The organism is Bacillus sp. Medicinal_06, assembly GCF_056711665.1.
Genome location: NZ_JBWYHD010000010.1, coordinates 34,386 through 53,660 on the forward strand (window position 1 = coordinate 34,386; position 19,275 = coordinate 53,660).

A 19,275-nucleotide genomic window follows, 5' to 3' on the forward strand; every position below is an offset into this window, starting at 1 on the left:
AATAATTCTACACCACCACCAATGCAATTTTGTTCCTTTAGAATGAGACTAAAATATTCTGGTGTTTAACCGCTATTTTAGATTTATTAAATCTTTCCACCTACTCCCTTGAACTTATCTACAAAAACTGAGATTTTCTGAAAAACGCTCCGCTTTTTTGTTAAATACTGAGGATTAAGAGGACTCATTTTAGGAAGAACTTCATTAAGCTCCGTTCCATTTTCACTGGCATATTCTCTTTTTAATGAAGCTAAAAAATATCTTTTTGCAGCTTCTTCATTAAGATTTTCAGTACTAATCAATTCTTCTGCTTCACGTTTTTGCTCAGTTTGAGCAAATGAGAAAAAGGCATCAATAATACTTGCTTTATCTTGAATACTATCTAAATCAGCTTGATTGATAAAATCAACTACCAAGCTTTCTTTTGCACGATTTCCTACACTAGAGCGAATTAAGCGACGAACTTCTTCAACCAAGGATGCTTTATCTTTTACTTTTTTGTTATGCTCAAAAATAAGTTCAAGAATGTAATCTAAATTGATCTCTTGGGATTTTAAAAGATCTACCTCAAAGACAACATCATCCCAATCAATAGAGGCATTTCCTTTTTCATTTCCAGTTTTTTCACGACGAAGCCAATCACGAATATCATTATATGAAGAACGATAATCTTGAACAGCTCTTTCTTCTAACACTTGAATCTCTTGCATAACAGCTATATCTTCATCCGTTACATAGTGAGTAGACTTAAAATCTTCTAAAGCTTTAGGGTCAGTCAGATCTACTGTTTGTAAAGCTTTTAAACCTGAAAATTCATCATAGTTCTGTAGGATATTTTCAATACGCAAATATTCCCCAAAAAGTTTAGCAAATTCTTTCTTATCCCTTTCAGTAACAATCTCATCAACATTAGGATAACGTTCCTTTAATTCTTTTACTACGTCTACATAACCACGACGGGCTTCACCTGTTGCCACATCAGTGAATCCTTCCATATACTCTTTGTAGCTTTTTTCCAGTACTACATTTTTAGTGCTTTTATCTCCAAAACGAGTAATAGCGTCTATGGTTGCTTGTTCTAAATCTCTAAAAGTAACAATATTCCCAAAAGTTTTGGTGGAATCATAAATACGATTTGTTCTCGAATAAGCTTGCATTAAACCATGATACTTAAGATTTTTATCAACAAATAAAGTATTTAATGTAGGTGCATCAAAACCAGTTAAAAACATTCCAACAACAATTAACAAATCAATTTCTTTGTCTTTTACTCGTTTAGCAAGGTCTCGATAATAATTTTGAAACTCTTTACTTTCTACGCCATAATTGGTTTTAAACATCGCATTGTAGTCTTTGATGGCTGAACTTAAAAACTCTTTTGCACTACTATCCATTGCTGAAGGTTCAAAAGTTTCATCAAGAATTTCACCTATCGCAGTTTGCTCTTCATTAGCAGCAAAGGAGAAGATTGTAGCAATCTTAAGGGTGTTATTGCTTCCTTGTTGTAATTTATTTAATGATTCATAGTAGAGTTTGGCTGCGTCAACACTGCTCACAGCAAACATGGCATTAAATCCTTTTCCATTCGCGTTTAGACGATGGGTTTTTACTCTAAAATTATTAAGAATATATTGAGAAATTTCTTTGATGCGTTCAGGATGCAGTAGTGCTTCTTTATTTTCTGCTGCCGATAGCTTTTTCTCGTCCTGTTCTTTTTCGATCGATTTGAACTTGGGACGTACATCGTTATAATCTACTTTGAACTTTAAAACCTTTTCATCTCTAATGGCATCCGTAATTACATAAGAGTGTACCTCTCGACCAAAGACAGAAGCAGTCGTTTCAGAACCTAACGCATTTTCTGGAAAAATAGGCGTGCCTGTAAATCCAAATTGATAGAACTTCTTAAACTTTTTCTTGATATTTTTTTGAGCTTCACCAAATTGTGAACGGTGAGCTTCATCAAAAATAAATACCACTTGCTTATTATATATAGGTAACTCTGTTTCGCTTTTCATTAGGTTATTCAGTTTTTGAATCGTCGTCACAATAATTTTATTATCATCTTTTTCAATGTTGCGTTTTAATCCTGCGGTACTTTCTGAACCATTAACACTATCAGGAGAAAAACGCTGATACTCTTTCATCGTCTGAAAATCCAGGTCTTTCCGATCTACAACAAAAAATACTTTATCGATAAAATCCAGTTCAGTAGCCAAGCGAGCTGCTTTAAAACTCGTAAGTGTTTTTCCCGAACCTGTTGTATGCCAAATATATCCGCCGCTTTCAATGGTACTCCATTTTTTTGCTTGGTATGCACTCTTGATTTTCCATAATATTCTTTCTGCTGCGGCAATTTGATAGGGTCGCATAACCAGCAGGTTGTCGCTCGAATCAAATACGGAATATTTCAATAGTACATTCAATAAAGTATCTTTTTGAAAAAATGTAGCTGTGAAATCTTTTATATCTTTAATTAGGATATTATCCGATTTTGCCCAATTCATAGTGAAATCAAAACTATTCTTACCACGTTTAGTCGTATTTGCAAAATAACGGCTATCTGTACCATTAGATATTACAAAAATCTGCAAATATTTAAAGAGAGAGCTTTCTGAATTGAAACTCTCTTTACTGTATCGATGAACCTGATTAAAGGCTTCACGAATCGCAATCCCACGCTTTTTAAGCTCGACTTGCACAAACGGTAAGCCATTGACTAAGATGGTAACATCATATCGATTCGCATGCGTTCCTTTCTGTTCAAATTGGGAAATGACCTGCACTTTATTGTTGGCAATATTGTTCTTGTCTACTAGGTAGATGTTCTGAATATGCCCATCATCAAAGACAAAATCATATATATAATCGTTATGAACTTTACGGGTTTTATCAATGTGGTTATCACTCGGTTTATCTAAAAACTGCTCACAAAATCTAATCCATTCAGCGTCTGAAAATTGTACACGATTAAGACCTTGCAGTTGCACTCGGACATTAGCAAGCATTTTTTCAGGAGTGGTTACACTTGGTAGATGTTCATAACCTTGATTTACTAAATCTTGAATCAGTTCTCGTTCTAAATTAGCTTCCGTTTGATAGCCAACACCTTGTTCTGCTATCTTGGTATACTTATCTAAAACTATATAGTGATTTGATTCTGCGATGGGTTTGTAGTCGCTCATCTTTATGCCTCCTTCCAAAATTTATAGGTATCTGTCAAATGGTTAAGCAAAAGTCTAACAGTTTGTTTTTCTTGTGGAGATGGTTCAGCTACACCTTCATTCGCTAGTGTGGAATGAGTTGTAAAGTGCATAATACGATTATAATAAGCTTGTTTGTCACCAGGTAGTAAGCTTGACCATTTCTTAAAACCAAGAAAAGCAGCTGTTTTTTCATATAGATTTCTTAAGAGAGTGAAATGATATTTTTGCACTTGATTATTCTCAATGGCTTCTTCTAAAACCTTCTTCAAATGCAAATGATAAGAAAACCCCCTATTGGAGTCACCTTCTTTTTCTTCTAATACAAAAGTACCATCTTCTAGACGACCTAGCATGTAGCAGGTCTTTGTATTGAATTCATTATGAAGCACATTATAAAAAATAGGATTGTGTGTTGTAATAATAAACTTTAGTGTTCTAGATTCACTTCTTTTGATCAATTGAGCCAAGTCTACAGCTAGCTGAATTAAATGGTTATCGTCTAATGAAGTTACAGGATCATCAATAAACACATATTTCAACTGATTAAGTTGATCTGTTTCTCGTTCACTTGGCTCAGCTATATTTAATACATCAATCACTTGGTTAAGCAAGCTATAAAAAACACTCCAAACAAAGCTGCTTTCCTCACCTTTTGAAACCTTAATATTTGGAGAAGGTTCTTCATTTCCCCGTTCATAAGAAAATGTAACTTCCGAGAAATCCGAATTGAACTTAGGTGTTAATGTACGATCGGTATAATTCTGAAAATGACTAATGACATTTTGATCTTGTCCCTGTTCTTTAAGCACCCATTCAGTAAAAGAATTGGTATGAATTTTAAGTTTTAATTCAACATCATTTGCTAGATCATTGTCCCAATAGAACAAATCTTCCGTAAAAGCGTTGTAGTATATGATTTTTTTGGTGGCTAGCCCCGTTTCGTCCGTCTCTGCATCGTTTTTAGGTGCAACCAACAATCTAAATTCTTTTGAAAGTCTGGTTTTTCCATTTCCATTAAAGCCATAAATTAATTGAACTTTTTTATCGTTATCTTTTAACGTTTTTGCAATATCAATTAATGAAACACCCATATTACGCCTTTACCTCCTCTTTTGGAAAGGTAAGAAGCATATTACGATAATATTCATATTGCTTTTGACGCAACTCTATTTCACGAGGCAAATCCTCAGTAATTGATGATGTCATGGCATCGAATTTGTCTAAAATAGATACGATACGGTCTTGTTCTTCAAAGGGTGGGATGGGAATTATTGTTTTACTCAAACCGTTCGCATTAATTGCCGAGATTTTCCCCGAAGATATATGTTTTTTAATTTGATTATGAAATTGCTTGGTTCTTGTAAAGTATGAAACATATTTAGGATTCAAAGAACTTCTATATGAAAAACAAGCATCATGAATAGCAACCCCTGTATTACCAAGCCATGCAGTGCCTTTTCCAATATCTTCAATCGTTTCGCCAGCGGAAACAATTACCACATCACCATGATCTGCAACTCTTAGCTTTGAAGCTAAATCATCACTAACAAACGATTTTGTCTTTTCCGCCCAGATATTATAATGCGTATACATTTCACCATAATGAATACATGGGAAACCCTCTGAAAGTATGTCGGTTTTTACAAACCTCTTGCCTCGTGTAAATTCGCCTACATCTCCCAACGTCTTCCACTCAACTTCACCCTCGTTAAAAGTTAACAACTTTTCACGATAATATTCATATTGCTTTTCACGAGCTGTAAGCTCTGCTGTAAGCTCTGCTATAAGCTCTGCTGTAAGCTCTGTGAAGATGTCTAAAATACGGACGATTTCTTCCTGAACTTTAAGAGGTGGGATGGGTATGGGGTAATTTTTTACTATTTGTGCATTAATGTTCGTTTGTGAGCCAGAACCAAGTGATTTTATATGATTATATTTGCTTGTAAGATAATGAAAAACATAACGATAATCTGCGACCTTATCATCAAGTTGAATATTGGCACAAGCCTGATTTGTAGACAAAGGTATCTTATTAATACCTACTTTTCCAACTGTTGCCCCATACATTGCAATAATCACACAGTTTGCAGGAATCATTTTTGCGCTGGAATTTTCCAAGCCTAATTCTGTAATTTTTACACCAGTATCCCAAATCTCACCAAAATCCACTTCTTGAGTGCGGAGCCAAGGAATCTCACCATCATAGTATTCTGAAACACTCGTGCGAGGAGTTCCACCAGATGAAATCTTAATAGCTACATTTTCCAACGTCTTCCACTCAACCTCAACCCCATCAAGCAATTTCTCCATATAATTCGGCTTAATCATGATTCAATCACCTCAATAATCTCATCAATTTCAGCACGAAGTTGCTCTATCTTTGCTACAGTCGTTTTTATCTCTGCATTCAGCTTATTTATATCGATGACCTCCCTTGTGTCTTTTGCTTCCACATAGGAGCTCACAGATAGGTTGTAATCATTTTGAACGATGGCATCATAATCAACGGATTTTGCAATGTGATCAACATCTTCTTTGCTGTCAAACATTTTCATAATTTTTTCAATATGTTGATCTGTAAGTATGTTATTATTGGTTCCTTTTTTATAGAAATCTACTCCACTTGCATCAATAAATTGTGTTTTATTATCGCTCTTATGCTTAGAAAGAACCAAGATATTAACCGCTATTGAAGTCCCGTAAAAAAGTTTAGGCGCTAATGAAATAACCGTTTCAACAAAGTTATTATCAATCAGATACTTTCTAATTTTTTGCTCTGTACCACCGCGATAAAAAATACCAGGAAAGCAAACGATAGCAGCACGACCTTTACTTGAAAGGTAACTAAGCGCATGAAGCACAAAGGCAAAATCCGCTTTAGATTTTGGGGCTAATACGCCTGCAGGAGCAAAACGTTCATCGTTAATCAGGGTTGGGTCATCACTGCCAATCCACTTTACGGAATAAGGTGGATTAGATACAATCGCATCAAAAGGCTTGTCATCACCAAAGTTAGGATCTAAAAGCGTATTTCCTAAAGCAATATTAAACTTATCGTAGTTTATATTGTGTAAAAACATATTCATACGAGCAAGGTTGTAAGTTGTATGATTAATCTCCTGTCCATAAAACCCATCTTCGATAATATGAGCATCAAAGTGTTTTTTTGCTTGTAACAAAAGTGAACCCGAACCGGCTGCAGGGTCATAAATTTTATTGATTGTTGTTTGCTTGTGTATTGCTAATTGAGCTATAAGTTTTGATACATGCTGAGGTGTGAAGAATTCTCCTCCAGATTTCCCTGCATTGGCAGCATAATTAGAGATTAAAAACTCATAGGCATCACCAAAAAGGTCAATTTGATTATCTTCAAATTTACCAAAATTAAGCCCTGCAACACCTTTAATGACAGCAGCTAAACGACTGTTTTTGTCTTTCACAGTATTACCCAGTCTATTACTTGTGGTGTCGAAATCAGCGAATAATCCTTTAATATCTAGTTCAGATGGATAACCATTTGCTGAACTTTCAATAGCAGCAAATATCGCTGCTAAATCTGTATTCAAGATTTCATTTGTGTTGGCGGTTTTCGCAATATTAACAAACAGCTGACTTGGATATATGAAATACCCTTTTGTTTTAATGGCATCCTCTTTGATTTCTTTCGTTATAATATCATCTGGAAGTTCTGCATAAATGACACTTTCATCTCCAGCTTCAATATAACTAGAAAAGTTTTCGCTAATGAAACGATAAAAAAGCATTCCTAAAACATATTGTTTAAAATCCCATCCATCTACTGAGCCACGGACATCATTGGCTATTTTCCAGATTTGGGATTGTAATTCTGAACGTTGTGCTGCAATTGACATTTGTATACCTCCAATTTTTCTTCTTATACATTGATTATAACAGCAATTCTAGATAGATAGGTTCTAATGACACGATTGTACCTCCACATTATACACCATGCCACCGTGACATTTGTATATAATACTTCGGTAGATCCTTCTCCTGCAATCACATGTCTACAATCTGTCTACATTTTCAGCCATAATCAGAACCACCCGTCCTATGAACTGCACCTTCAATAGTTAGATAATGTCTAACTTTATGAGGTCACTTCATAGCAGGTGGATTTATGTTTTGCGCGTTTCACGCACTCGACTGGCTAAAGCCTAAAATAAAAACTCCCACCGACAATCATTCGGTGAGAGTTTTTGGCGACAATCTTGGAGACAATTCAAGTGAATTTTGGTTTCGTTAAGTCTTATGAGTTTTACCTAAACAGCGCAAAATCAACGTTTTGGGATGTGTAAGGTGTCACTAGATTATTCCCACTCGATAGTTGCTGGTGGCTTAGAAGTAATGTCATACACGATGCAGTCGATATGCGCTATATCATGAAGGAATGTAATTAAACTGACAACTGCATTTATTTAAGTAGGCCACATAAAATGTTCAATCATTTTTATAAAAACTTAAGGAATCCAAAATTAAAACCCACACATTTTTATCAAACTTTTTCAAAGTGTGTGGGTTTCTTCTATCTATTCCCAATCGAGATTAAATAACTCATTAAGCTTTTTTATCTTTTTATCGTTTACATCAATAGTATTTGCAATTTCTGATTCATTTTGAAAAACCTTATTAGGGCTATTTAATTCTAAAACTTGTGAAGCTTGATTTGGTAAGGTAATAACTTCTGCCTTCACATTAGCTTGTTTTAACTTTTCTGATTGTTCGTATAAGTGAGGAAAATAACTTTCAGCAACAATTTGATTATACAGTGTTTCGTAGTGAATCTTCTGACCTGTCACTTTAGATAATTGCTCTTTTAAGTACTCTATTTCTAACTGCATTTTTGGTACAGATTCTTCAAGTGTTGTTAATTTTTTAGCATCTGTGCAGAGATCACTAATAATGTTTAATAACTTGGCAATCTCATTTTTCAATTCTATTGTGTTAGCACCATATTTTAAAAAAAGGTCTTCAACACTAGGAATCGTTATAATACCGCTTTCGTCCAGTTTAGGAATATGAATAGGTGAATTTAAATGATTTATAAATTCTTTCATTCGCCTACTCCATGTATTCCTTCCGATTCCAGTTTCTTTTTCTAATAATAACGACGTTAATTTTCGATTAGGCTGCTTATATTTAACCTCTAGAGCAATGTTCTTTAAATACTCATCAGACCATTGTTGTGGTTTACCTCTTTTAGTTTTTACCATTTTTATCACCTGCAATATTAGCATCTATTTTCGATTTCAATTCCATATAGTATTGTAACTTCTTAGCCGCTGACTTTCTTTCAGTTATATTTAAATCATGACCGTATCTTTGGGGTAATCCAAATAAGCTTTCTAAAAGGGAAATAGACTCTTCAATTCTTTGTTTTAAATCTACAGAATGACTAGACAGCCATTTAATAGCTTCGTCTTTTTCATTTATACTAGGTGAAAAAATATATTTTGGACAAAACTCACAGAACTCAATACAAGTATTTGGGAAATTCTCTTTTAGTTCTGAACATAAACCATATTGAACTCTACCTATGTGCTTTTCAGTTATCTTCTCTTTCTCAATGTTAGATTTATGAACAATATATTTTTTCCAACCTATAATAGAATTGTCCATTCTATAGCCAATCTCTGTTTCAAGCTTTAGTTGAGCTAGCCTATATACATACGATTGTGCAAAATGCTTAACATGACTAAAGTAACCTTGCGTAATTTTTAGTTCACTATGTCCAGCTAGGGTAGCGATATTATGCATACTAAAACCTTGCAAACACATATTGATGATAGCAAAATGCCGAGTATCACCAGCTTTCACGCGTTCCAAATTGTATTTTCCATATTTCTCTTCTACGATTATTTTATAGAATCGATCTTTTAAGTCATTAAAATTACGTAAATTCATTATCGGATTCTGCTTTTTTCTTTTAATTTTATAATTTAAGCTGAACATTTCTGATGGAAAAAAATATTCTGAGTAAGGAAAATACATATTCACCTTCTCCCTTACTTCTATTAAAAGTTGATATGTTTTTTGGTCAATCACAACAGAATCATATTTTATAGAAAAATCAATGGTAGCAGACTTATTTTTTATCCGTGGAATCGAAATTGTATACGGATCATTTTTGTTCTCATTATAAGATAGGCAATCCTTTTTGAGTTTTAGAAGCTCACTTGGACGCATAGGCAATGTATTAGTTAGTAACCACCAAACTAAAATTGGCATGTAACTTATAGTTTCTTCTAAAGAATTATTTTTAAAATAATGATTGATAACATCATCTAACTCAAGTACATCTTGAAAGTCAGGTAAATCTCTGGATACTTTTGATTGTTTAGGCATACTAGAGCATATATTAAGGATTTCTTGATAATTATCAATTCTATAAAAATCAATGAAATTAGACGTAACACTAACCATGTGATAACCAAGATATTTATATTTATCAATACCTTCAACTAATATACTCTTTAATTGAACTAAACTTTCGAAACCTTGGGATTCAAGTATAACCTTTCGTAATGCAGATAACTCATCATAAGTAGTTTTAGGCGTTTTTCCAGATATAATTCTAAGTAAAATAAAGTATTTTAGATGTTCATTGATTTGTGGATAGCTAATTAAATCAAATTTCATTTGCAAATTTAATTGTGATAAAGGATCATAAACAAACCACAGGTTGTCTTCAAAAGATTTATTTTTTATAACCGCGCTTTTGACTAAATCACCAAATATCTGTTTATAATCTTTTGATAACAAGTCATCTTTAGAAATTTGTTGAATGGACTCTATTTTATAAAAATGTGATTCATTTAAAATTTTTCTAATCTCCATGGTTATCTCCTGGTAAATAGATTTTGTAAGCATATCGTTTTAACAAATCATTTATTTGATTCACATCTACATAAGCTTTTACATAACTTTTACCGAAAGTGTCATTAGCTTCACTCAGTATCAATAAACATTGCAGTAGAAAGCGACTTTGCCTTTTTAAAAGATTTTCATTATCACTTTCCTGTATTGAAGTTAAAAGTCTTAGAAGTTCCTGATTTAATTGAATTAGAATCAAATTTTGTGGAAGAACATATTCACAATACATGCAATTCATTAAAGCTGGATAAGCACAATTTGGGAATACTAAACACTGTGCATGTTCAATTTTAGATGGCATAGAATGGGTTGATAATTCCGAAAATAAGTCATGCAATTGCTGTTTATTTAGGCACATAACTTGATGTATAACTTTTAGCCTCTTTTCATAGATTGCATTCATTACTTCCACAACCGAATCATTATCAGCCTCCTCTATAATGGCAGGGGTTAAATAATTAGAAACATAAGCAGCTATTGATTCGGTTTCTTTAAGAGAGATGTGTTCTTTTATTTCTTCAATAATAGTGGTTCTATCTTCTAGATTTAGGGTTTTATAGTTATCCGTATACGTAAATCTTAATAATTGCTCATATAGCCATCCAAAATTTCCTCTTCGAAAAATATTTATGGCAACTCTTCCAATAGAGCCATCTTTATTCATAAGCTGTATATAAGTTTTTGTAGTATCTTCATTTTTATGTGATCTTGCATTTTGAGCTAAAGTCAGTGCTAACTCGGAATCAAAAGCATCCCCTTCGGTTACAGATCCATATAGGTATGTTGCTAAAGAGCGATTCATTATTAAACTACTGAATCTAAATCCCTCAAATTTTTTATACTCATTAAAAAATTTTAAATGAGTCCTACCACCTTGAGTTTTAATTTTGCGATACTTCCCCGCAATAAAGGTTTCTAACTGACATGTTTCATTTTCTCTTAATCGCTCGGATAAAACTAACGCGTAAGCTAGGGGTAGCTCTAAGTTAGAAGGCACTAAGAAAGTAAGTAGCTCACCTGTTTTAGATGCACGCTTATTTCTAAAAGAAAGATACAAAGTCTTAATTACTATTTGAACTTGATGCTCATTCAATTTAAAGTTATTACTGTAAAAATCAGCTTCCTGAATATCAAGTTCTATTAAATTTAAGCTAGGTGTGTTAAGAACCAAATCACTTCCTCGGATAAAATCACAGCATAGTAAAGTAACATATACCCACATATTTGCATACGATCTACTATTAAGGCTTTTTTCGATATGAAGTTCTATATTTTGTACATGCTTATATATTTGATTAAAAGTTGAAGCCGAATAAATTTCCTGTTCTTTATGTTTAGGCTTTTGAACAGCTAACAATTTATTCTTTAAAGGCATATTTTTTTGATCAAATACGTATGATAGAAACCTAGTAAATAACAATTTTTCCTTCGAAGTAAGCAAGCCTTCAGTTAAAAACAATTGATTTAATTCCTCTATATCAACTTCAAAGATTTCCCTAGATAAATTTTTTTGAAGTTTGTTATGAAAGTTAATAAATTGACCAATAGTAGTTTGTTTATGAACTGTAGAGCCTGTACATTTGTTAAAATAGGCTTGTGAATACGTTATAAATAGCGTTCGAGTTTCCTTAAACAAATTATTTTGTTCTGTTTCGTTAGATATTTTATCCATCGCATATTCACAGTCAATCTCTACAAAATTATCACGTTCTTGGAGAAACTGTTTGTATTGTATCAGCTCTTCTTTGGATATAAAAACTTGCCCATTTATTTTTTCCACATTCACTTTATGCTTGGATTGTTTTGAATAAATGCTATTTTGAATAGAAGCCATACTTCTACCAAGAATCTTCGAAGCTTCTTTAATTGAATAATAATCTTTATTCAATTGAGTCATACCCCTTCAACTTCCTTTCAATAAGATTAGGAATGTATTTCTCATGCATGTTATCTAATTTCTCTTCAATTTTTTTATGCATTCTTGGTGTTGAAACCATGTAGGAGAGTGCAGATTCTAAACTAGAATCACCTCGTAAATGTGCAATTTCATAAGGGTTTTGTGCCTCATTCGCAATGAGATTTGTAAATGTGCCACGTCCTATATGCGTAGACCATTTAATACTTTTTAAATGCTGGGCTACTAAGCGATGTTCAATATTATTTGAAGTTTCTAGGGTGAATATTAATTTAGTTTTGCATTTGTCGAAGTACTGTCTATAGCTTCTACCTGACATCGGTTGTTCATTGGTGTTTAAAAACAAAGCATTAGTTTGCTTAGAAGAATATAGCTTTAAATGCTGTCGAATCAAGGTAGTTCCCCAACCGTTCACATCTAACGCTACCTGAGATCGTGTCTTTTTTACTGAGGCATGTTCTTTTAGATCTGTTCTAAAATTTTGATTTTCTACTTTTAATATCAACTCTTTACTTGTTATAGATTTTGATATTTGTGTACGTTTTAAATTAACTACTTCTGAAACTCGTAGCCCTCCAAATATTTGTAGATATATTCCTAAAGCGATTCTGGGAGTATGCGTAGAGGCAATCTCTAAAAATAATGGTATATATTCAGATGGTAAAATGTGTTCAATTTCTTTAATTTTCTTTTGTGGATAAACCACTGTAAAAGGAGATTTATAATATAACGTATTGTATTCGTTTTTTTCTTGTTTAAAATCAGTTAAGCTAACTTTTGAGAATAGTAATTTGTTTATTCCCCAAGTATAGAAGTGCACTAGGGTTCTTTCAGCGTCTTTAACAGTATCTTGAGAAACCTTATTGGTACCCAACCAATTTAAGTATGCTGAGCCATGTGAGAGGGTCAATTCTGTTAAATTTTTGATTTTCAAACTTGGATAATATGTTATTAAGTAATTTAAAAACTTCACTATATTTGTAGCATGCTTTTTCTGCGTATTAAATGACTTATACCCCCATTTTTCAATAATAAAATTGCTGAGGTGATGAATTACATATGTGTCCTTTTTGATGTTTTTAAGAGCAATTAATGAAATATGTTTTTTCTCTTTAACTGTTTGGCTTTCTTCAATTACATAATCAATCCAAACTGGTTGTGTTATAAATTTTAAATTTTCATTTACACTTTTTACTGAGATTAATTCCCCCACTAACTCTCCCCCTTTTTTAATTATGTGCAATGAATTTTAAAGTTTATCATCCCCTATATCCTTATGAAATTAATAATTAAGCATCTTTGATGTTCTTTAATATTGAGTATATTATTATTGTACATCATTATGGAGATAAGCTGGTCGCGAGGGAGAATTAGTCGCTCGTTGGATTATCGATAAAGTTAACGTTCATAAACCGATTAAACGTCTATGGATCTCATCTGTTACCGATAAAGCAATCAAAGACGGATTCGCAAACTTAAAGCCAGGTAAAGCATATGACAATTTATACGCTTCAGCTGTCGCACGTTCTGAAGCAGATTGGTATATTGGCTTAAATGCTACTCGTGCATTAACAACAAAATTCAATGCTCAATTAAACTGTGGGCGTGTACAAACACCAACTGTAGCTATTATCGCTGGTCGTGAAGATGAAATAAAAAATTTCAAAGCGCAAACGTACTACGGAATTGAAGCTCAAACAACAAATAAATTAAAACTGACTTGGCAAGATGCTAGAGGAAACGGTCGCAGTTTTGATAAAGCAAAAATTGATACGATTGTGAAAAAACTCGACAAACAAAATGCTACTGTGGTGGAAATCGATAAAAAGGTGAAAAAATCATTTTCTCCTGGTCTTTATGACTTAACAGAGCTACAACGTGATGCGAATAAAATCTTTGGTTATTCTGCAAAAGAAACATTAAATATTATGCAAAAATTGTATGAGCAACATAAAGTGCTAACGTATCCTCGTACAGATTCACGCTATATTTCATCTGATATCGTCGGAACACTTCCAGAGCGTCTAAAAGCGTGTGGAGTAGGAGAATATCGTCCTTTCGCTCATAAAATTTTAAATAAACCTATAAAATCCACTAAAGCATTTGTTGATGATAGTAAAGTAAGTGACCATCACGCAATCATCCCAACGGAGAGCTATGTGAATTTCTCTGCTTTCACAGATAAGGAACGTAAAATTTATGATTTAGTTGTAAAGCGTTTCTTAGCAGTTTTATTCCCAGCCTTTGAATATGAACAACTAACACTACGCACGAAAATTGGTGATGAAACGTTTGTTGCACGCGGCAAAACGATTTTACATTCCGGTTGGAAAGAAGTATATGAAAACCGATTTGAAGATGACGATGCAGCTGAAGATTTAAAAGAGCAAATTTTACCTCGCATTGAAGAAGGCGATACATTAAACATAAAACTAGTTGCTCAAACATCAGGTCAAACAAAGCCACCCGCACGATTTAACGAAGCGACTTTACTTTCAGCGATGGAGAATCCTACAAAATATATGGACACACAAAATAAACAACTTGCTGATACGTTAAAGTCGACTGGTGGATTAGGTACTGTAGCTACGCGAGCTGACATTATCGACAAACTCTTTAATTCATTCTTAATTGAAAAACGTGGTAAAGATATTCACATTACATCAAAAGGTCGTCAGTTACTCGATTTAGTACCAGAAGAACTAAAATCTCCCACACTAACTGCTGAATGGGAACAAAAGCTTGAAGCAATTGCAAAAGGAAAATTAAAAAAAGAAGTATTCATTTCAGAAATGAAAAGCTATACGAAAGAAATTGTTACCGAAATTAAAGTGAGCGATAAAAAATATAAACATGACAACATTTCAACGAAAACTTGTCCAGACTGTGGTAAACCAATGCTCGAAGTAAATGGGAAAAAGGGAAAAATGCTTGTATGCCAAGATCGCGAATGTGGTCATCGTAAAAATGTATCCCGTACGACAAATGCACGATGCCCGCAATGTAAGAAAAAGCTAGAACTTCGCGGTGAAGGAGCTGGACAAATCTTTGCATGTAAATGTGGCTATCGCGAAAAACTTTCTACATTCCAAGAGCGTCGCAAGAAAGAGTCTGGTAGTAAAGCTGATAAGCGCTACGTTCAAAAATATATGAAGCAGCAACAAAAAGAAGAAGAGCCATTAAATAATGCATTAGCAGAGGCATTAAAAAAATTAAAGTTTGATTAAAATAAAAAAGTTCCTACCGCTCTCGGTAGGAACTTTTTTTTAGTGAATAATTTTACTTCCTTTTGCATTCTCAACAAATTTTTCACTCGATTTGTTAATTGGTGTTTTCAGTAATAACGCCATAATAAGCATAATTACGACAAAGACACTTAATACAAGAAGGTCACGCAAGACAATATCCCAAAGCATTCCACCTACTGTTTCACGAATTGCACTAATTGCATACGTAAACGGTAAGAACGGATAAATTGCTTGGAAGAATGTTGGTGTCATTTGAATTGGGAATGTTCCGCCTGATCCAGCTACTTGCAGTACAAGTAAAATGATTGCCATCGATTTCCCTACGTTCCCAAAAATAGAAACGAGTGAGTATACAATACAAACAAAGACTGCACCGATAAATAAACTGAATACAACAAACCAGAACTTATTAACCACATACGTACCAAGTAAGAACATATCTCCCATTGATACGATAAACGCCTGCATAAGCCCTATCGTTAAGAACGTTAAGAAACGTCCAAAGTAAATCTCATGGCTCTTATAATTCGCGCCCGGCTCATGTACTTCTACTGTTAATAATGAAACCATTAACAATGCCCCTACCCATAACGCAAGCACTGTATAGAATGGTGACATCGCAGAACCATAGTTCGGCATCGCAAATAATTTATTTTCTTTTAAATTCACTGGATTTGCAAAATAGTCACTTTGTTTTTCAACATCATTTTTTAATAATCGGATAATGTCTTTTATATCCTCTTCCGATTCAAACTTGCGAATTTTATCTGCTAATTCTTTAATCTTTTTCTCAGTAGCTGGCATTTCAGCTTTAATATCTTCCACTTTCTTTTTACCTTCTACTAAGCCTTTAGATGAATCTTCTAGCAGTTTTTTTACATCTGGAAGCTTTTTATCTGCATCGTTTAAAATCTTAGATGTATTTTTTGACATCTCTTTTGTACGAGCAATTGCTGCATTGAAGTTCGGAACGATTTCTGAATCGTATCTTGCTAAAATGTCACCTAATTCAGCCGAAACATTTTTCGATACTTCATTAATACTTTCAATAACATCTTTTGCTGGTTGCTGTCCTTTATTAATAGCGTCAATCCCTTTATCCGTTAATTCCACGCCTTTTTGTAGACCATTTTGTGCTTTTTTCAACTTCGCAATTTGATCATTAAAGTTTTTATCGCTATTTACATCAGCTAAAACTTTGTTGGCATTCTCTAAGACAGGTATCATGTCACCAATCATATTTGAAGCTGCTTGGAATTGACCGTTTAAACTATTTAAGGCTACTTTCGTTCCATCTAACCCATTAATACCTTTATTTTGTATATCTTCCACTGCTTTTTGGGCGTTAGTTTTAACCTCTTCAATACCATCTCTTACTTTATTATATTCAGTCTTTGTCTTTTCATATGTTTCATTTATTGTATTAGTAGCTTGATCTTTAAGCCGTCCTATTTCTTCGGCAGTACTAACTGCTTTTTGATAATCCGCTACAAACGTTTCATTATAGTCTTTCTCAGCTTTATCAATTAAAGCATTCGTTGCATCTAGCTTTTGGTTAATTCCATCTCTCACATCTTGTTTTACTTCTTGCCCTGTACTAATTAGCTCATTAAGACGTTTAAATCGATTATTTAAATCTTGTTGACTATCTCTAATAGCAGTTAAATGATTTACTCTATCTCCAAAGAACTTCTTACCAAAATCAGTCGTTGCATTTTGCTGAAGTGTAGACATCATCGTAATGATTGAAGAAAGATTATCTATATGGGTTTGGAGATTATTAGAAACAGTTGTGATGTTTTTCTTGGCTATTTCAGGATCAATACTTCCATTTTGTAACCCATCCATCACACTTTTCGCATATGCCGTTCCTGTACGTGCTGAATTCAATACACTGTTTACTGTTTGATTAATCGTGCTTGCAATATTTTTATATCCCTCAGTATTTAATTCCGGAATTTGTAGTTGCGGCATTGCCGGAAACTCAGGAAGTTTAGGTAACTGTGAAAGATTTGGAACATCCAAGTTAATTCCTGGCCCCATTAAAAAGTCAGTTATGGCCGCCGCACCATCCATACCTTTTTTCAATACCGTTAAATCTCTCTTAATTGTTCCTGGAGCATTCTTTAACGTTTCATCATTTCGTGCGAAAAATTCATCTAAACTTTTCAATGTTGCCTGCCCATCATTAATCACACTTTCTACAACAGGCAGATCCTCTTGTGCAACTTTTACAAGATCTTGTGCTCTAGTTGCATCATCTAACGCTGTATCCACAAGCGTATACATTTCTGGGAACTGTGCTTCTAGCTTGAATACAAGATCTTTTACTTTTTCGATGCTTGGTAAGTTTGTTTCTAAATCGATTCCAAGGTCATTAAACACTTGAAAAATCTCACCGTTTGCTGTTTTAACGAAGTTTTTGCTGATTTCTTCGGTTATACCTGATGCACCTTTTGCTGTAATTTTCGGTGCAATCGCATTTACCTTTTCATTCACATAATAATCTAGTTCTGGTTTTTGTGGATTGTCGCTAATTACTGTTGCAATTTTTTCAGAGAAATCTTTAGGAATTGTAATACTTGCATAATAGTCTCCGCGCTCTACTCCATAAATTGCTTGCTTTTCATCAACGAATTTCCATCCAAGGTTTTTATTCTTTTTCAAAGAATCTACAATTTCTTTCCCGATGTTAATATCTTTTCCTCTTAAATTTGATCCAACATCTTGGTTAGAAACTGCAATCGGAACTTCTTTTGTGTTTCCATATGGATCCCAAGAAGCTTTAATGTTAAACCATGCATATAACGATGGTAAAATCATTAGCCCTAATACAATTACAATCGCAGCCCAATGTTTGGCTACATTCCGTAAGTCCGTCTTATAAATACGCCATATTTGTTTCATATAAGCTATCACCTAATTATATATTTTTCCTTCTTTCGAAAATGATACATGCATTTTGCCATTATATCATTTTCTACATCGTGGATTAAACGAAAATGTACGATTTTTCCAATCAAAACACTTCACTTACTTCATTATATAACGAAGTCGATAAAGTATTCATACAAAATGACCAAATTGGTTTTACATTCAGTAATAACAAATATATAGGAAATGTCATAAAAAATACAAGTATTTTATCTTGGAAATACTTGTATTCGTAGAAAAAAATCCTCACAGCGCTTACATAGCTATGAGGATTCTTTCTATATTATATATCCAATTGAACTACTACTCCGAAATGATCTGAAATAACATTGCGATTTACACCATTGAAAATAACTTTTGAAGAAATAACTGTTGTTGGTTTGTTACTTAAAATAAGATCAATTCGTAAGTTTTGCTTATTTTCATCCCAACCAGCAATTTTTCCTTGTACAGTTGTTCCTTCATCTTTTTTCAAAGCTAGCTCATATGTGTCGTAAAATCCTTTTTGCATAAGATACTCGTATCCTTCACCTTGCAAACGAGCATTATTATTAAAATCACCCATTAAGAATGAAAGTTCATCTCCATTTACATACTCTATTAAACGATTCACTTGTCCTCGGAACGATTCTTCCTCATCATTCCACCAGCCAAGATGACAAGAATAAAATGTTATGTTCTTACCTTGATAAGAAATTGTTGCATGAACAATCTTACGTGTTTTCCAATACGCTGTATCCTTACTTTCTGAGACAAAGAAAGAACCTTGTTTTTCAATTGGATGTTTCGTTATAATCGCTGAACCTTCTTCATATATGTCATAACCAATATGCGAGAAATCCCAAACAATAGTGTACTTTTCTAAGCCTAACTTCTCAAGCTCTGCAAGTAATACAAGTCCAAAGTTATCCTTTTTCTTGTTACCGCATACATTTTGAGATTTAATAGACTGACTAACCTCTTGTAAGGCAATCACATCGTAATCTTCTTCTTGAATCGTCTTAGCAAGATGTTTTATTTTTTCTACTTGGTTTTCTTCTTGCCAAGAATGACAGTTTAAAGTGAGTAATTTCATTTA

At 33.5% G+C, this 19,275-nt stretch carries 11 protein-coding genes and 1 pseudogene; 1 reads left to right on the top strand and 11 read right to left on the bottom strand.

The features are described from left to right. Positions 1 to 86: 86 nt before the first annotated feature. The 9 genes from AC1M36_RS21395 to AC1M36_RS21435 form a co-directional block, all read right to left on the bottom strand. Positions 87 to 3,185 (bottom strand): type I restriction endonuclease subunit R, encoded by a 3,099-nt coding sequence (locus tag AC1M36_RS21395; protein WP_479846161.1) that lies wholly within the window; start codon positions 3,183 to 3,185, stop codon positions 87 to 89. A 2-nt stretch (positions 3,186 to 3,187) separates the two neighbouring features. Beyond that, positions 3,188 to 4,297: an AAA family ATPase gene (locus AC1M36_RS21400; protein ID WP_479846162.1), complete on the bottom strand. Its 1,110-nt coding sequence runs from the start codon at positions 4,295 to 4,297 to the stop codon at positions 3,188 to 3,190. Between the two features lies 1 nt (position 4,298). Continuing rightward, positions 4,299 to 5,534: a restriction endonuclease subunit S gene (locus tag AC1M36_RS21405; protein ID WP_479846163.1), complete on the bottom strand. Its 1,236-nt coding sequence runs from the start codon at positions 5,532 to 5,534 to the stop codon at positions 4,299 to 4,301. Further along, positions 5,531 to 7,078, bottom strand: a complete 1,548-nt coding sequence (locus AC1M36_RS21410) for a type I restriction-modification system subunit M (RefSeq protein WP_479846164.1) — start codon at positions 7,076 to 7,078, stop codon at positions 5,531 to 5,533. The genes AC1M36_RS21405 and AC1M36_RS21410 overlap by 4 nt, the downstream gene beginning before the upstream one ends. Before the next feature lie 459 nt (positions 7,079 to 7,537). Beyond that, entirely contained in the window at positions 7,538 to 7,645 is a 108-nt protein-coding gene (locus AC1M36_RS21415; RefSeq protein ID WP_174101292.1) for a GMP synthase (glutamine-hydrolyzing), read from the bottom strand. Between the two features lie 111 nt (positions 7,646 to 7,756). Further along, entirely contained in the window at positions 7,757 to 8,440 is a 684-nt protein-coding gene (locus AC1M36_RS21420) for a hypothetical protein (RefSeq protein WP_479846165.1), read from the bottom strand. Beyond that, a complete protein-coding gene (locus tag AC1M36_RS21425; RefSeq protein WP_479846166.1) occupies positions 8,427 to 10,064 on the bottom strand; it encodes a site-specific integrase in 1,638 nt (545 codons plus the stop codon). Before AC1M36_RS21425 ends, AC1M36_RS21420 begins: the two co-directional genes overlap by 14 nt. Continuing rightward, a complete protein-coding gene (locus AC1M36_RS21430) occupies positions 10,054 to 11,997 on the bottom strand; it encodes a DNA-binding protein (RefSeq protein WP_479846167.1) in 1,944 nt (647 codons plus the stop codon). The genes AC1M36_RS21425 and AC1M36_RS21430 overlap by 11 nt, the downstream gene beginning before the upstream one ends. Further along, positions 11,981 to 13,228 (bottom strand): tyrosine-type recombinase/integrase, encoded by a 1,248-nt coding sequence (locus AC1M36_RS21435; RefSeq protein WP_479846168.1) that lies wholly within the window; start codon positions 13,226 to 13,228, stop codon positions 11,981 to 11,983. Before AC1M36_RS21435 ends, AC1M36_RS21430 begins: the two co-directional genes overlap by 17 nt. A 139-nt stretch (positions 13,229 to 13,367) precedes the next feature. Between AC1M36_RS21435 and AC1M36_RS21440 the strand changes: the two are divergent. Next, a pseudogene (locus AC1M36_RS21440) lies at positions 13,368 to 15,242 on the top strand (DNA topoisomerase III); the annotation flags it as partial. Between the two features lie 39 nt (positions 15,243 to 15,281). Here the strand turns inward: AC1M36_RS21440 and AC1M36_RS21445 are convergent. Both AC1M36_RS21445 and AC1M36_RS21450 read right to left on the bottom strand, forming a co-directional pair. Next, entirely contained in the window at positions 15,282 to 18,170 is a 2,889-nt protein-coding gene (locus tag AC1M36_RS21445; protein ID WP_336453254.1) for a YhgE/Pip domain-containing protein, read from the bottom strand. A 310-nt stretch (positions 18,171 to 18,480) separates the two neighbouring features. Further along, positions 18,481 to 19,272, bottom strand: coding sequence for an endonuclease/exonuclease/phosphatase family protein (locus AC1M36_RS21450; RefSeq protein ID WP_336453253.1), 792 nt, complete (start codon positions 19,270 to 19,272; stop codon positions 18,481 to 18,483). Positions 19,273 to 19,275: the final 3 nt, after the last annotated feature.

Bases quoted from the DNA above. Each gene is read 5' to 3' on its own strand.
- AC1M36_RS21395 (WP_479846161.1), bottom strand. From the start codon at position 3,185: ATGAGCGACTACAAACCCATCGCAGAATCAAATCACTATATAGTTTTA.
- AC1M36_RS21430 (WP_479846167.1), bottom strand. From the start codon at position 11,997: ATGACTCAATTGAATAAAGATTATTATTCAATTAAAGAAGCTTCGAAG.
- AC1M36_RS21450 (WP_336453253.1), bottom strand. From the start codon at position 19,272: ATGAAATTACTCACTTTAAACTGTCATTCTTGGCAAGAAGAAAACCAA.
- AC1M36_RS21445 (WP_336453254.1), bottom strand. From the start codon at position 18,170: ATGAAACAAATATGGCGTATTTATAAGACGGACTTACGGAATGTAGCC.
- AC1M36_RS21425 (WP_479846166.1), bottom strand. From the start codon at position 10,064: ATGGAGATTAGAAAAATTTTAAATGAATCACATTTTTATAAAATAGAG.
- AC1M36_RS21405 (WP_479846163.1), bottom strand. From the start codon at position 5,534: ATGATTAAGCCGAATTATATGGAGAAATTGCTTGATGGGGTTGAGGTT.
- AC1M36_RS21400 (WP_479846162.1), bottom strand. From the start codon at position 4,297: ATGGGTGTTTCATTAATTGATATTGCAAAAACGTTAAAAGATAACGAT.
- AC1M36_RS21420 (WP_479846165.1), bottom strand. From the start codon at position 8,440: ATGGTAAAAACTAAAAGAGGTAAACCACAACAATGGTCTGATGAGTAT.
- AC1M36_RS21410 (WP_479846164.1), bottom strand. From the start codon at position 7,078: ATGTCAATTGCAGCACAACGTTCAGAATTACAATCCCAAATCTGGAAA.